Origin of the sequence: Bradyrhizobium sp. SZCCHNS1022 (genome assembly GCF_032484835.1) — a bacterium.
Classification (GTDB): domain Bacteria; phylum Pseudomonadota; class Alphaproteobacteria; order Rhizobiales; family Xanthobacteraceae; genus Bradyrhizobium.
Genome location: NZ_JAUETT010000009.1, coordinates 61539 through 75996 on the forward strand (window position 1 = coordinate 61539; position 14458 = coordinate 75996).

Here is a 14458-nt window from a genome sequence, read left to right on the forward strand (position 1 = left end):
GTATCGCGTCATAGGGCTTTCTGGCGGCATCGGATCGATTTCCGTAAGGGGACCCGAAAGCCATGGCTGAGAATGAAGGCGGTGCCGGCGAGGCCGAACAAGGCGCAGGCACCCCGAAGAGCAAGTTAAAGCTGATCATCATGGCGGTCGGCGTGCTGGCGCTGCTGGCGATGGGCGGTGCCGGCTATTTCTTCTTCTTCGGCCATAAGAGCGAAGAGCAGCATGCGGAAGCGGCGCCGCCGCCGAAGCCGCCGGCCTTCGTCGAGGTTCCTGATCTCCTGGTCAACCTGGTCGGCAATCCCGGCGACCGCGTCCAATATCTCAAGGTCAAGGTCGTGCTGGAAGTGAAGGAGGAGAAGCAGGTCGAGGCGATCAAGCCGACCCTGCCGCGCGTCAGCGACATCTTCCAGACCTACTTGCGCGAATTGCGGCCGAGCGACCTCAACGGCTCCGCCGGCCTGTTCCGGCTCAAGGAAGAGCTGACCAAGCGGGTCAACGTCGCGCTGGCACCCAACCAGGTCAACGCGGTGTTGTTCAAGGAAATCGTGGTTCAGTAAGGCACGGAATTGCAGCCATGGCGGGCAACGATCCAGTCGACCAAGATGCGATAGCCGCGCAATGGGAAGCCTCGCTCGATTCGGAGGATCCCACCGAGGCCGCGGAAGCCGCAGCAGCCAATGAACTCACGGAGTCGATGGCCCTGCAATGGGCCAAAATGGTCGAGGACGGCGGCCGCGAGTTCGGCGCCACCAAGAATGGCGGCGGCGAGCGGGTGCTGTCGCAGGAGGAGATCGACAATCTGCTCGGCTTCACCGCCGGCGAGGTCAGTCTCGACGACCATTCCGGTATCCGCGCCATCATCGATTCGGCGATGGTGTCCTACGAGCGTCTGCCGATGCTCGAAATCGTCTTCGACCGCCTGGTGCGGCTGATGACGACAAGCTTGCGCAATTTCACCTCCGACAATGTCGAGGTCACGCTCGACCGCATCACCTCGGTGCGGTTCGGCGACTACATGAACTCGATCCCGCTGCCTGCGGTGCTCTCGGTCTTCAAGGCCGAGGAGTGGGAGAATTTCGGGCTCGCCACCGTCGACTCCACCCTGATCTATTCGATCATCGACGTGCTCCTGGGCGGCCGGCGCGGCACCAGCCAGATGCGCGTCGAGGGACGACCCTACACGACAATCGAGACCAACCTCGTCAAGCGCCTGATCGAGGTGGTGCTCGCGGACGCCGAACAGGCGTTCCGGCCGCTGTCACCGGTCACCTTCACCATCGACCGGCTCGAAACCAATCCGCGTTTTGCCGCGATCAGCCGTCCGGCCAACGCAGCGATCCTGGTGAAGCTGCGCATCGACATGGAAGATCGTGGCGGCAATGTCGAGCTGCTGCTGCCTTATGCGACCATCGAGCCGATCCGCCCGGTGCTGTTGCAGATGTTCATGGGCGAAAAGTTCGGCCGTGACCCGGTCTGGGAAGGCCACTTCGCCACTGAGATCGCGCAGGCTGAGATCGCCGTCGATGCCGTGCTCTACGAGGCCGACGTGCCGCTGAAGCAATTGATGCGGCTGAAGGTCGGCGACACCTTGCCGCTCGACATGCGCCCGGATGCGCTGGTCGCGATCCGCTGCGGCAGCACGACCTTGACGGAAGGGCGGATGGGCCGGGTCGGCGACCGCGTCGCGATCCGTGTCACGAAGAATTTGCGCAAGCCGAATACCACGCTCGCCATGTTCGAAGGGGCGGAAGGACAGAACAAGTTGATGGAGGCACAATGAACCACTCCCTCGGATTGATCATCGAGAGCCTGGTCGCGGTTCTCCTGGTGCTGACCATCGGCTACTGCATGCTGTTGAATGCAAGGCTGAAGCGCCTGAAGGCCGATGAGCACTCGTTGAAGGCCGTGATCGCGGAACTGATCACCGCGACCGAAATCGCCGAGCGGGCGATCGGCGGCCTCAAGCTTGCGGTGCGCGACGTGAACGAAAATCTCGGCAACCAGCTCACAGCGGCGACGCAGATGTCGGACCAGCTGAGAAGGCAGCTTGCGGAAAGCGACGCGGTGGTCCGAAGGCTGTCGCGAATCGCGAGCGCCGCGCGGCCGGCCACATCGGCCGAACCCGAGCCGGCGCCGGTTGTCGCGCCCCAGCCCGCGCCTGCGCCCGCAGTCGAGCCCGCCAGGGTCTCCGGCGCCAGGGCGGTTGCTGCCGCGGCGCAGGCTTTCTCTGAACGTCGAAGGTCCGGTGGCCTTGCCGCATGAAATCGTTCCGTAATATCCGCGTCATTCCCGTCGCGCTGATCGCAATCGCAAGCCTCGCGGTCCTCAAGGTCGCCGGCCTCGTGCTCGATGGCGCCTATGTGTTCGACTACGATCCGCAGTCGACCAGACGGTCATGGGCGCAGGAGAACCTGAACTTCCCGGGCGGTGTGGAGACCGACATCACCGGCTCCACGCACGGCGCGAAGGAGGCCAAGAAGGAGGAGGCGCCGAAGCCGGCCGCGCCGGAGACCAAGCCCGAGGGGGTGGTGCTGCATCCCGAGGACAATCCGCAGAACGTGTCGGCAGCCGAGAAGGCGATCCTCGAGCGGCTGCAGTCACGCCGCCAGGAGCTCGATGCGCGGGCGCGCGAGATCGACATCCGTGAGAGCCTGTTGCGCGCGGCCGAGCAGCGCATCCAAACCAAGACCGATGAGATGAAGGCGATCGAGCAGCGCATCTCCGCGGTGAGCAGCCAGAAGAGCGAGGCGGACAGCGCGCGCTTCAAGAGCATCGTGACGATGTACGAAGGCATGAAGCCGAAGGATGCCGCCAAGGTGTTCGACCGGCTCGAAATGTCGGTCCTGATCGAGATCGCATCGCAGATCCAGCCGCGCAAGATGTCGGACATTCTGGGATTGATGATGCCTGAAGCCGCCGAGCGGCTGACGGTCGAGCTGGCGCGGCGGGCCGGCGCCGACAAGCCGGCCGAGGTGAGTGCCGAGCTGCCGAAGATCGAAGGCAAGGTGCTGCCGGCGAAGACCAATTGAACTGGATGCTTAATGAGCCCTTAAACGCCGGTCGCTAGTCTCATATGGCGCAACGGCCGGGCTCGTCCGTCGCGTGACGGATGTCGAACTGAAAGTAGTTGACCATGGTGCGCACGGCTTCCATCGGATTGTGGTCGCAGGCTCGCGTTGGCGCGCGGCCCGGAGTTGGCTGGGTTTTAGCGCTCGTCATCGGTCTTGCACTGTCGACGGCCTGCCGTGCCGAACCGGTGCCCGGCCAGGCGAGCCTCTCGGTGGCCAACGGCTATGCCCGGCTGGTGCTCAAATTCGCCGAGGATGTCGGCACCGAGGTGACTACGGCCGGCTCGATCCTGTTGGTCCGGTTCGACCGGCCCGCCGACATCCCGATCGACCGCTGGGTGGATGCCGCGCCTGACTACATCTCCGGGGCGCGCGGCGATCCCGATGGTTCGGCGCTCCGCCTGTCGCTGTCGCGCAAGGTTCAGGTCAACACGATGACCGCCGGCGAGCGCGTGTTCATCGACCTGCTGCCGGACAGCTGGACCGGACCGCCGCCGCCGCTGCCGGCCGAAGTGGTGCGTGAACTGGCGGAGCGGGCCCGCACGGCCGAGCGGGCGCTGCGGCTGCAGCGCGCCGAACTGGAAGCCAAGAAGCGGCCGCCGATCCGTGTCCGCGCCGTGGTGCAGCCGACCTTCGTCCGTTTCGTGTTCGAGATCCCGGATGGCGTCGGCGTCTCCTCGGTGATGAACGAGCAGAAGCTGTCGCTGTTCTTCGGCGCGCCGCTGACCTTCGACCTGGCCGACGCCAAGATCGCGGCCCCGCCAAATATCGCGGCGATCACCCAGAAGACGGAGATCGCCAAGACCACGGTGGAGATGGGCCTGATCGGCGATGTCGACCTCCGCGCATTCCGCGATGACAAGACCTACAATATCGACGTCTCCTATGTGCAGCCGGACAAGCCGAAGACCGCGACGGTGCTGCCCGAGACCTTGCCGGCCGCCAAACCCGCGGCAGCGAATGCCGCGCCCGCGGAGAAGCCCAAGGCCGAGCCGCATGCGGAGATCGTGCCGCCGACCTCGGAGACGATCGCGCGCGAGATGAGCGCGCAAGCAAGGACACCGGTGGCCATGCCGGTCGCTGCGGCCGCCGCACCGGCTGCGCAAAGCGCCGCGGCGCCGACGCCGCCCGCGGCGAGCGTGCAGGCGGAGGCGACCAGGCCGGAGCCGGCCAAAACCGAAGTCGCAAAGCCCGAGCCGGCGAAAGCGGAGCTTGCGAGCGCGGAGGCTCAGAAGACGAATCCGCCGAAGCTTGACGCGGCAAAAGCGGAGCCGGCCAAGCCGGAAGCGATGACGCAAGCGGCCGCCAAGCCGGCTGCCACGACTGCGCAACCCGCTGATCGCGCCGGCGCGGCGACGGTCACGGCCACGCGCGATAGCGAGGGGCTGCGCGTGACCTTCGATTTCGGTCAGGTGACGCCGGCGGCGCTGTTCCGTCGGGGTGACACGGTGTGGATGGTATTCGATTCGACCAAGCCGCTTGATGTCGAGCCGATCCGGGCCAAGGGCGGTGCCGTGATCGGGGAGGTGAACCGGGTGCCGCTCGACAAGGGCCAGGCGATCCGCATTCGCCTTAACCGGCCGCAGATGCATTCCATGAGCAGCGACGATGGCAAGGGCCAGAGCTGGACGCTCACCTTTGCCGACAAGGGACAGACTACGCAGCAGCCCTTGATGGTGATGCGCAACGTCACCGATCCCGCGCTGGCCAATGTGATGGTGCCGCTCGCAAATCCCGGTCCCGGCCTCTTGCACCGCCTGACCGATCCGGATGCCGGCGACACGCTGCTCGTCGTCACCGCGCCGCCGCCGATCCGCGGCTTCATCAAGCGGCAGGACTTTGTCGACCTGTCGCTGCTCGACTCGATCCACGGCATTGCCGTGCGGCCGAACTCGGATGACGTCGCGGTCGAAATCGCGCCCGACAAGGTCATTCTCGGACGGCCGGGCGGGCTGACCCTGTCCTCGATCGGCTATGCGCCCGAGCGCGCGGCGACCGCGATGCGGCCGCTGTTCGACGTCGAGGAATGGCGGCAGAACCGCACTCAGCCCTTCAACACGCGGCTGGATGCGCTCGTCAAGGCGTCGGCCGCGGCTGAGCCGGAGCAGCGGGCGCAGGCGCGGCTGGCGCTCGCGCGCTTCTACATGGCGCGTGAGATGTATCCGGAGGCGAGGGGCATCACCAATCTGATGATTTCCGACGCCGACCCGCGCACCGACGAGACCGGGATGCTGATGATCCACGCCGTGGCGAGCATCCTGATGGGGCGGCCGGAGCAGGGCCTGAAGGATCTGGCGAGCCCGACGATCGGCAACAATTTCGACTCCCAGATGTGGAAGGGGCTCGCTTATGCACGCCAGGGCAAGTTTGCCGATGCCCGCGAGAAGTTCAAGAATGTCGAATTCGCCATCGCCTCGCTGCCGCTCGAACTGCAGCGCGTGGTGACCTCGGATGCGATGAAATCGTCGATCGAGATCAAGGACTACGCCGGCGCGGCCAAGCGGCGCGCGGAGCTCGAGGTGATCGGCGTTCCCGCCGACATGAAGCCCGCCATCGCGGTGCTGCGCGGCCGGCTCGCGGAGGCGATGGCGCAGGAGAAGGACGCGCTGGACGAATATCGCTTCGCGGTCGCATCCAACGACCGGGCCTCCGCCGCGGAAGCCAAGCTGCTCGAGATCAAGCTGTTGCAGAAGCGCGGCGAGATCAAGCCGGCCGACGCGCTGAACGAGCTGGAAGGGTTGCAGGCGGTCTGGCGGGGCGACGCGATCGAAGTGCAGGCCTTGCAGATGATGGCGCAGCTCTACAACGACGCCGGGCGCTACGCCGATTCGCTTGGCGCCGCACGCATGGCGACGCGGCTGATGCCGAATTCAGAAGTTGCGCGCAATGCGCAGGACGCAGCGTCCGCGCTGTTCTCGCAGCTGTTCCTCGCCGGCAAGGCCGACGAATTGCCGCCGGTCGATGCGCTCAGCATCTTCTACGAATTCCGCGAGCTCACCCCGATCGGCCGGCGTGGCGACGAGATGATCCGCAAGCTCGCCGATCGGCTGGTCGGTGTCGACCTCCTGGATCAGGCGGCCGAGCTGTTGCAGTATCAGATCGACCATCGGCTCGAAGGCGCCGCACGCGCCCAGGTCGCCGCCCGGCTTGCGATGGTGTATCTGACCAACCGCAAGCCCGACCGCGCTCTCGAGGCGCTGCGCACCACCCGCATCGCCGATCTCTCCGGCGAGTTGCGGCAGCAACGCCTTCTGCTCGAGGCGAGGGCGAACAGCGATATCGGCCGTCACGACCTCGCGCTCGACATCATCAGCAATATCGCGGGGCGGGAGGCGATCAGGCTGCGCTCCGACATCTATTGGGCGTCGCGGCGCTGGCGCGAGGCCTCCGAACAGATCGAGCTCTATTACGGCGATCGCTGGCACGACTTCCGGCCACTCAATCCGGCCGAGCGCGGCGACATCCTCCGCGCGGTGATCGGCTATGCGCTGGCGGAGGACGCGATCGGCCTGGCGCGCTTCCGTGAGAAATACGCGCCGCTGATGACCGGCGAGGCGGACAAGCTGGCCTTCGACGTCGCGAGCAAGCCTGCGAGCGGCTCCAGCGCCGAATTCGCCCAGATCGCCAAGATGGCGGCAGGCGTCGATACGCTCGACGGCTTCCTGCGCGATATGAGGGCGCGCTTTCCCGACGCGACCGGCAAATCGCCTGACGGCAAGGATTCGGCCCGTGCCGAGCCCGACACGACCGGGAGCCTGCCGCAGATCAAGGGCGTGAAACAGGCGGTGGCCGGCCGTTGATCGCCGGCGCTGGGCTTGGCGCACCGGACCTCGTACAATGACGGCATCATGCGCGAACGCCCGTCATCTCGGCTGCTGGTCCTTGATCCGTTGGATCGCATTCTCCTGTTCAGGTTTGAGCACACGAAAGGCGCGCTCGCCGGACATAGCTTCTGGGCAACGCCCGGCGGTGGGCTTGACCTAGGTGAGAGTTATACGGAGGCCGCACGCCGCGAACTATTGGAGGAGACCGGGCTCGTCATCGACGATCCAGGGCCGGTCGTCGATCAGCGCATCGTGACCTTCCAAATGCCGGACGGCGAGATGGTCCGTGCCGACGAGCGGTTCTTCCTCATCAGGGTCGAAGCTGCGCAGATGCCTTCAACCGAACGCTGGACCGATCTGGAACGTGAGGTGATGGCAACTCATCACTGGTGGTCGGCCGAAGAGTTGCTCTCGACGTCCGAACAGGTCTGGCCTGAAAACCTGTCAGATGTTCTAATTCGGATCGGTGTCTGGACGGCGCTGTCCGAGTGAGGTCCGCTCGTAAATAAATGGCGGGCAGTCAGCAGCCGAGCTAATCCAATTGGCTGACATAGGCGGCCACGGCCTTGATCTGCGATTCGGTCAGATCGTGGGCGATGGGCTGCATGATGGCCGAGCTGTCGGGATTGGCCTTGTCCTGCCCGCGCTCCTTGTCCCAGTTGGTCAGCTTCTTCGTGACGTAGTCGTAGAGCTGACCTGCAAGGCGCGGAAACTGGCCATCTCCCTTCGCCTCAGGACCATGACATGATGCGCAAGGGGGGACGTTTGCGCTCGCAACGCCCTCTTCGTAGATCTTCTTGCCTTCGGAAACGAGTGCTTTCGGCGCGCCACCGAGCGGCTTTGGATTCAGATCCTTGAAATCGCCCGTGAGCGCCTCCAGCATTGCCGGACTCAGCGTGTGCGCGACGTTGAACATCACCGGGTTGTTGCGACGGTGTTCAATGAAGGCCTTCAGCTGATTTTCAATGTATTCCGGCTGCTGACCGGCCAGTCGCGGCATCGGGAATGACCCGCGAAACCCTTGTCCATCAATCCCGTGGCAAGTCTTGCAGTAGTCCGTCTTCGCCTTGAGTTCCTGCTTCGACACCTGACCGGCTTTGTCTTCCGCATGTGCCATCGTGCAGGTGGACACGAGGATAACAATAGCCGCTGCTCGCTTTGCCGATTGCAAGTTCATGAACGCCCCCGCGTTTGACACGCGCAAGCTACGCGCAGCAAGTCGGCGCGGTCCAGTTGATTCTAGCCGCGCTCCCCGATCACGGAGCGGGATACCTGAGACGGTATGTCTTGCCGGCGAGTGCACGGAAGGTGAGGAGCCAAACCCTTCGCACGCACGATAAGGTGCGACATGAATATGCTTCTTAGTCGCACAAGCAGCTGGAGTGGCAGAATTGTCGCGACACACGGAAATAGAGCCGAGCAGTAGTCAACACTGCTTGGCGAAGTGTCAAAACCTTGGCCTACTGATGGCCGAAGCGCTGTCAAAGCGCCGCGGGGGCGGACGCGATGCTTGGACCAAGATACATGGCAAGCGCAGGGGGCGGCAGGTGTCTTTTTGTCGCACTCTGGCTCACCATCATTGCCACAGCCGCGCTCATGGTCGGATCGACCTCTCCGGCGAATGCGCTGCCGAGCTTCGCGCGCCAAACCGGGCAGCCTTGCGGCACCTGTCACACCGACTTTCCCGCGCTTACTCCATATGGCCGGCGGTTCAAGCTGTTGGGCTACACCGCCGGGGGTGGTCAGTTTCGCACGACGCCGTTTTCTTCGAACGACGCCATCAATGTGCGCGCCGAATACGACAAGCTGCGAGGCTATGCGAACGGGGTGAACGGCGCGCCGCCCGCGAACAATGCGCCGCCCGCAAGTGATGACAGCAAGGTCTGGGTGCCGCCGGTTTCGATGATGGCGATCGTCGGCTTCACTCACACGCAAGCGGATCTGCCTCCGCCGACCGATCCCTACAGTCCGAACAACAACACCGTATTGTCGCCGTTCAGCATGTTCTGGGGCGGGGCGATCACCAGCAATGTCGGTGCCTTTGCGCAGGTGACGTACAACGCGGTGCCTGCGGGCGGCTTCGGCGATCCGTTCGGACACACCTGGACGTGGGACAACACCGACGTCCGCTTTGCAGGACAGGCCAGCCTCGGTCCATTGGACGTCATCTACGGCATCACCGCCAACAACAATCCGACGGTGCAGGACTTGTGGAACACCACGCCGGCCTGGTCTTTCCCCTACGCCGCATCGACGCTTGCATCGACGCCGGCCACCAAGACGATGATCGAAGGCGCGTTTTCCGCGCATGTCGGCGGCGTCGGCGCCTACGCGATGATCAACGATCTGCTTTATCTTGAGGTCACCGGCTACAAGACGCTCGGCTTCAGCCAGCAAAATGCACTCGGCACCGATCCGTTTGGCGCGCCCGGCCAGCTCGGCGGCGTAGCGCCTTACTGGCGCGCAGCGGTCGAGCCGCATTGGGGCCGGCATTCGCTGATGTTCGGCACCTTCGGAATGTATCTCGATGTGCATCCGTGGATCGACACGAGCTTTGCGAGCTGGTCGACGGATGTCTTTCCGCTGTCGAACAAGTTCACGGACGTCGGCGTCGATGCGCAATACCAGTATCAGGGGGACAATTTCTGGGTGACCCTGCGCGGCAGCTACATCCGCGAATTCCAACGGCTCGATGCAAGCTTCGCCATGCTGGCCGCAGCCAATCCGACCAACGTGGTCAACAGCCTGAAGCTGCAAGGCTCGGTCGCTCTCGGGAGCGATAATCGTGTCGTCCTGACCGGGCAGTATTTTGATATCAGCGGCACCGCCGACGCCAATCTCTACGGCCTCGATCCGGTCAGCGGACTGGCGATGACCCCGAATAGCAACGGCTGGCAGGCCGAGATCGCCTACATCCCGTTCGGCGCCAGCAAGTCCTTTGGCTGGCCGTGGTTCAACGCCCGCATCGGGCTGCAATACACCTACTACAACAAGTTCAACGGCACCGCGGTCGGGGCCCAAGACAACAATTCGCTGTTCCTCCACGCTTGGTTTGCGATGTAGCTCCGTCGCATGGGAGAGGTCCGATGAGAAGATTGCTTTTCGCAAATGTCGCAGCGCTGGCGATGGCCACTGCAGGTTCAGCTGCGGCGGCCGATCTGGCGGTCGCTCCTCCAGCGTCCTTCGCCGCGCGCTTCAACTGGACAAGTTGCTATGGCGGCCTCCACCTCGGCGGCGGCTTCGCGACCAAGAACGTCACCGACCCCGTGCAACTCGTCCAGGACTCGTTCATTGCTCCCGGCAGCACCGTCGGCGTCACCACGGTGAATCCGGGGCCGAGCGGGGTGGTCATCGGAGGCCAGATCGGTTGCGACTATCAGTTTTCCGGCTCGTCAGTCGTTGTCGGTATCGAGGGCGCCGCCTCTGGCTCGACGATGAAGGCCAACAAGACAGTCGCGCTTCCGCTTAGCATTCCCGACGTCGCCACTGTGCAGGCGAATACGGACTTTCTGTCCAGCGTGACCGCGCGCGTCGGATACGCCTTCGACAACGTGCTTGTATACGCAAAAGCTGGCGGCGCTCTCGCCGGCGACAAATACGAGGTCAGCGGTACGTTCGGCGGCGTGCCCTATGACTTCCGGGGACTTGAGAACAGGTTCGGCTGGACCGCGGGGGCAGGCGTGGATTGGGCCTTCGCGCAGCATTGGTCCGCCAATTTCGAATATGACTATTACGGGTTCGGCCACGGCACCGTGAACATGACCGACCCGCTTACCGGCTTCTCGGGTCCGGTGACCATCGGGCAGAGCATCCAGGTGGTGAAGGTCGGGCTGAACTTCCACATGTGGGGGGCTGGTCTGTAATGGCCCCGACCTCGGCATCATGGCTCGTTGTTCTAGGGCACGTGGCTGGCCTCCGCCGAACCTTGCTGGCTTCGACGCTGGCAGTAGGCCTCCCGATCGCCGGGCACGCCGCGGAGCGGGGAGTCGTTGCAACAGGCGGCCTCGAAGCCAAGCTCGAGTACTGCAAGACCTGCCATGGACTGTCGGCGCAAGGCTATCGGGGGTGGTTTCCGATGCCGCGGCTGGCGGGACAGCAGCCGCAATATATCGAGAATCAGTTGCGCGCCTTCAGCGAGCGCCGGCGCACCAATCCCATCATGGCCAATGTGTCCCACGCCCTCAGCCCCTCGATGATTTCGGCGCTGGCGACGCACCTGAAGAATCTTGATTCGAAGCCGATCGGTGGTGCGCCCCGAGGAGCCGTAGGCGTCGGCAAGCGAATCTATGAGGAAGGACTTCCCGAGTCCAATGTGCCGGCGTGTTCGGCCTGTCACGGCCCCGATGGCAAGGGACAGAACGAAATCCCGCGGCTGGCGGGCCAACTCTATGAATACACCGTCGGCCAGTTGAGCGGCTGGTCCAAGGTGCGGGGGCTGGGATCGGGAGTGGACACCTCGGCGGTGATGGCGCCGACGGCACACAATCTGACGAGATCGCAGGTTGAAGCGGTGGCCGCCTATGTCAGCTACTTGCAGTAAGGGGCATAAGTCGACCAATGCCGAGCCGATCAACCAGAATGCACGAGAGTGAGCGGTCATGAAGCGCACCGGATTGACGGTAGCTCTGCTCTTCGTCCTGTCCTGCATCGGCCCTGCGGCGGCAGGGGACGCCAATGTCCGCAATTGCACCTGGTGTCATGGAACGTCCGCGCAAGGCTATATGGTGGCGCCGAGATTGGCGGGACAACGGCCGGCCTATCTCGAAAGCCAGATCAGAAGCTTTCGCGATCACTCGCGGGACAATCCCTTTTCTAAGCAGTACATGTGGGGCGCAGTGGCCGCGCTCGATCCAGATTCCGTACGGGATCTGGCCGCCTATTTCGCCACCATTCCGGCCAAGCCCGCCAACGACGGCGATCCGAGCCTGATCGCCAAGGGCAAGACGATCTACATGGACGGAATCCCGGAGGCCAACATCGCCTCATGCTATGCCTGTCACGGACCGAATGCCGAAGGCATCCGCGAGATTCCACGCCTTGGCGGGCTCGCCTATTTCTACCTCAAGGCGCGACTTGAGCAATGGGGCCAAGGCTACCATTCGGGGATGAGCACCCCGATGCCCATTGTGGCGCGCGCGCTGGGTCCGAATGAAATCGAGGCGCTCGCGTCGTATCTCAGTTTTGTTCGCTAGAGCATGATCCGGAAAACTGGAAACCGGCTTCGGAACATGATCTCGGCCTCAGGCGCTTGAGCCTCAAGCGCTGCCAACGCGGCGTCGGACAAAGGCCGCATCTTTGGTGCCTGCCGACGCTCATCCGCCGTAGCTCTGCACCAGGCTTCCCGCCACCAGAGACCAGCCGTCGACGAGCACGAAGAAGATCAGCTTGAACGGCAGCGAGATGGTCGAGGGGGGCAGCATCATCATGCCCATCGACATCAGGACCGATGCGACCACGAGGTCGATGATCAGGAACGGCAGGAACAGCAGGAAGCCGATCTCGAAGGCGCGCTTCAGTTCGGAAATCATGAATGCGGGCACGAGAATGCGCAGCGACATCTCGTCGGGCGTCGCCGGCGGCGGCTCGCCTGAGAGATCCATAAACAGCTTGAGGTCCTTCTCGCGCACGTTCTTCTGCATGAAGCCGCGCAGCGGCACCGCCGCGCGCTGCAGCGCGTCCTCCACGCTGATCTGGTTCTCGATCAGCGGACGGACGCCCTCGTCGTAGGACTTCTGCAGAACCGGCCCCATCACGAAGGCGGTCAGGAACATCGCCAGCGCGATGATGACCGCGTTCGGCGGCGCCGTCGCGGTGCCCATCGCCGTGCGCAGCAATGAGAGCACCACGACGATGCGCGTGAACGACGTCATCATGATCAGGATCGACGGTGCGATCGACAGCACCGTCAGCAGCGCGATCAGTTGGATCGCGCGCTCGGTGACGCCCCCATTGCCTGGCCCAAGATTGATGCTGATGTCCTGGGCAGCCGCGCTCCCCGCCAGCGAACCGGCGGCAATCAGGGCGAAAAGGAACAGAACTCTACGCGGGGAGAGCAGGCCCCTCACTGATTGGATTTCGGACGGCCGAGCAGGGATGCCATCTCATCCTCGAGGTTCTCGAAACTGCTCTTGGGCGGCGCCGCGGGCGCCACGGGCGGCGGGGGCTCGTTGCGCGCAGCGGGCCTCGCCGGCGGCTCCTGAGCCGCGGCGGTCGGTGCGGGCGGCTCGCCAGCGGGACGGCGCAAAGCAGCCTCCAGACGCTGCGCCATTTCGGCCAGATTGGCCTCGGCGCTCTGTTGAGGCGGCGCAGCGGGCGTTGGCGGCGACGGTGGTGGGGGCGGCGGGGCCACGGCGGGGCGCTCAGGCGCACGTTCGGCCGCGCGGAGCGGCGCCGGGCGCGGCACCTCCCTCGTCAATTCCCTTGGCAACTCCCTGGAAGGTTCCCGCGGCAATTCCCTCGAGAATTCCCTTTGCGCTTCCTTGGCGGGCTCCTTCGGCAGTTCCGGCAAACGCGAAGGTTCTGCCGGCCGCAATGGACGCGGCGCGGCCGGCTCGCTGCGCGGCATCATTCGCTCGGGGCGAGGTTCCATCCTCGGCTCGCCGCGCAATTCATGGCGGGGCTCGGGTCGCTGCTCCGGACGTCCAGGTATTGGCTCGGGCGCAAACCCCGTCAGCGGCTCACGGCGATCGGCCAGATCGCCGCGCCCCTCGCTGCGAGGCTCACCGCGCCGCTCGCTCAAGATCGGGGCCGGGCGGCGGTGCTCGTCGGCGAAGGCCGGCCGCAGCGGACGCGGCGGCAATTCGGGCATCTGCGGCTCATGGGCCTCCGGCGTCTCAGCCTTTGCCGCTTCGCTCTCCGGCCAGACCGGTGCGTCCGGCAGCGGAGCGATTCGTGGCGGGGGCGGCGATTCGGCCGCGACGCCGGCCCGCGGCAGCTGCTCGCGCATGGGCATGGCGCGCACGATATTGGACTCGACCACGATGTCGGTCGGGCCACCGATCATCAACAGGTGCTCCATGTTGTCCCGGCGTACCAGCACGAGCCTGCGGCGGCCGTCGATGGCGGCGGCATCGATCACCGCGAGGCGCGGCATTCGCCCGCGACTGGTGTTGGTGCCCAGGCGGCTGCCGGCGAATCGACGCACCAGCCACGCGGCAAGGCCGATCAGCGCCAGCACGGCCAGGAACGCAAAGAAAAATGTGAGTGGTGCCGGCATGTCGGTCCCCTACAAATCCGCTTCCATCAACGCGTTTCGCCGCTCGAGCGCAGGGTGGTCGCAGCGAACGGGCCTGAAGGCGCGGAACTACGTGTTAACGACCCACGGCAGGAACTGCCGCCCGGGGTCTTAATAACCCATGAATCGGCCGGGCCAAAACGACTTCTTGGCGGGGCCACGCGTCCCAATTTGGTGCAGCGGGCCCCGGTTCCTGCCACAGGCCTAAAAAAATCGTAAAGCCCCGGAACTTTCCCGGGGTGCGGCGCACATCGCGTTAACTTCGCATTAACCATACGCACGGCAAGTTGTGCCTAGTTTAACGGGTGGTGAAGACGCCCAAGGACGCGGAG

General features: G+C 64.6%; 13 protein-coding genes. 10 read left to right on the forward strand and 3 right to left on the reverse strand.

From position 1 onward, the window contains the following. The first annotated feature begins 62 nt into the window (after positions 1–62). The 6 genes from fliL (at position 63) to QX071_RS33545 (ending at position 7384) form a co-directional block, all read left to right on the forward strand. On the forward strand, positions 63–557 hold the full coding sequence (gene fliL, locus QX071_RS33520; RefSeq protein ID WP_315707157.1) for a flagellar basal body-associated protein FliL: 495 nt from the start codon (positions 63–65) through the stop codon (positions 555–557). A 17-nt stretch (positions 558–574) separates the two neighbouring features. Next, on the forward strand, positions 575–1780 hold the full coding sequence (fliM, locus tag QX071_RS33525; RefSeq protein WP_315707158.1) for a flagellar motor switch protein FliM: 1206 nt from the start codon (positions 575–577) through the stop codon (positions 1778–1780). Further along, the gene (locus QX071_RS33530) at positions 1777–2262 is read left to right on the forward strand and encodes a DUF6468 domain-containing protein (RefSeq protein ID WP_315707159.1); all 486 of its coding nucleotides are present in this window, start codon (positions 1777–1779) and stop codon (positions 2260–2262) included. The genes fliM and QX071_RS33530 overlap by 4 nt, the downstream gene beginning before the upstream one ends. Then, entirely contained in the window at positions 2259–3029 is a 771-nt protein-coding gene (locus QX071_RS33535) for a flagellar protein FlbB (protein ID WP_315707160.1), read from the forward strand. Before QX071_RS33530 ends, QX071_RS33535 begins: the two co-directional genes overlap by 4 nt. Positions 3030–3133: 104 nt before the next feature. After that, positions 3134–6868: a tetratricopeptide repeat protein gene (locus QX071_RS33540; protein WP_315707161.1), complete on the forward strand. Its 3735-nt coding sequence runs from the start codon at positions 3134–3136 to the stop codon at positions 6866–6868. 48 nt (positions 6869–6916) lie between these two features. Then, entirely contained in the window at positions 6917–7384 is a 468-nt protein-coding gene (locus tag QX071_RS33545) for an NUDIX hydrolase (protein WP_315707162.1), read from the forward strand. Positions 7385–7424: 40 nt separating this feature from the next. Here QX071_RS33545 and QX071_RS33550 read toward each other — a convergent pair whose 3' ends face one another. Beyond that, a complete protein-coding gene (locus QX071_RS33550) occupies positions 7425–8069 on the reverse strand; it encodes a c-type cytochrome (RefSeq protein ID WP_315707163.1) in 645 nt (214 codons plus the stop codon). A gap of 347 nt (positions 8070–8416) precedes the next feature. On the opposite strand from QX071_RS33550, the gene QX071_RS33555 reads away from it, so the two are divergent. The 4 genes from QX071_RS33555 to QX071_RS33570 all read left to right on the forward strand — a co-directional run bounded on the left by QX071_RS33555 (position 8417) and on the right by QX071_RS33570 (position 12084). Beyond that, positions 8417–9955 (forward strand): cytochrome C, encoded by a 1539-nt coding sequence (locus tag QX071_RS33555; RefSeq protein ID WP_315707164.1) that lies wholly within the window; start codon positions 8417–8419, stop codon positions 9953–9955. Between the two features lie 23 nt (positions 9956–9978). Continuing rightward, on the forward strand, positions 9979–10755 hold the full coding sequence (locus QX071_RS33560) for an outer membrane protein (RefSeq protein WP_315707165.1): 777 nt from the start codon (positions 9979–9981) through the stop codon (positions 10753–10755). Positions 10756–10967: 212 nt separating this feature from the next. Continuing rightward, positions 10968–11432 (forward strand): c-type cytochrome, encoded by a 465-nt coding sequence (locus QX071_RS33565; RefSeq protein WP_315707166.1) that lies wholly within the window; start codon positions 10968–10970, stop codon positions 11430–11432. A 58-nt stretch (positions 11433–11490) separates the two neighbouring features. Beyond that, complete coding sequence (locus tag QX071_RS33570; protein ID WP_315707167.1) at positions 11491–12084, forward strand: c-type cytochrome; 594 nt, start codon at positions 11491–11493, stop codon at positions 12082–12084. Positions 12085–12204: 120 nt separating this feature from the next. Here QX071_RS33570 and fliP read toward each other — a convergent pair whose 3' ends face one another. Beyond that, a complete protein-coding gene (fliP, locus tag QX071_RS33575; RefSeq protein ID WP_315707168.1) occupies positions 12205–12957 on the reverse strand; it encodes a flagellar type III secretion system pore protein FliP in 753 nt (250 codons plus the stop codon). Next, complete coding sequence (locus QX071_RS33580; RefSeq protein WP_315707169.1) at positions 12954–14108, reverse strand: flagellar biosynthetic protein FliO; 1155 nt, start codon at positions 14106–14108, stop codon at positions 12954–12956. Before QX071_RS33580 ends, fliP begins: the two co-directional genes overlap by 4 nt. Between the last annotated feature and the right edge of the window lie 350 nt (positions 14109–14458).

What these genes read in the sequence shown, in the direction of transcription:
- fliL (WP_315707157.1), top strand. Translation starts at nt 63, where the DNA reads ATGGCTGAGAATGAAGGCGGTGCCGGCGAGGCCGAACAAGGCGCAGGC.
- fliM (WP_315707158.1), top strand. Translation starts at nt 575, where the DNA reads ATGGCGGGCAACGATCCAGTCGACCAAGATGCGATAGCCGCGCAATGG.
- QX071_RS33530 (WP_315707159.1), top strand. Translation starts at nt 1,777, where the DNA reads ATGAACCACTCCCTCGGATTGATCATCGAGAGCCTGGTCGCGGTTCTC.
- QX071_RS33535 (WP_315707160.1), top strand. Translation starts at nt 2,259, where the DNA reads ATGAAATCGTTCCGTAATATCCGCGTCATTCCCGTCGCGCTGATCGCA.
- QX071_RS33540 (WP_315707161.1), top strand. Translation starts at nt 3,134, where the DNA reads ATGGTGCGCACGGCTTCCATCGGATTGTGGTCGCAGGCTCGCGTTGGC.
- QX071_RS33545 (WP_315707162.1), top strand. Translation starts at nt 6,917, where the DNA reads ATGCGCGAACGCCCGTCATCTCGGCTGCTGGTCCTTGATCCGTTGGAT.
- QX071_RS33550 (WP_315707163.1), bottom strand. Translation starts at nt 8,069, where the DNA reads ATGAACTTGCAATCGGCAAAGCGAGCAGCGGCTATTGTTATCCTCGTG.
- QX071_RS33555 (WP_315707164.1), top strand. Translation starts at nt 8,417, where the DNA reads ATGGCAAGCGCAGGGGGCGGCAGGTGTCTTTTTGTCGCACTCTGGCTC.
- QX071_RS33560 (WP_315707165.1), top strand. Translation starts at nt 9,979, where the DNA reads ATGAGAAGATTGCTTTTCGCAAATGTCGCAGCGCTGGCGATGGCCACT.
- QX071_RS33565 (WP_315707166.1), top strand. Translation starts at nt 10,968, where the DNA reads ATGCCGCGGCTGGCGGGACAGCAGCCGCAATATATCGAGAATCAGTTG.
- QX071_RS33570 (WP_315707167.1), top strand. Translation starts at nt 11,491, where the DNA reads ATGAAGCGCACCGGATTGACGGTAGCTCTGCTCTTCGTCCTGTCCTGC.
- QX071_RS33580 (WP_315707169.1), bottom strand. Translation starts at nt 14,108, where the DNA reads ATGCCGGCACCACTCACATTTTTCTTTGCGTTCCTGGCCGTGCTGGCG.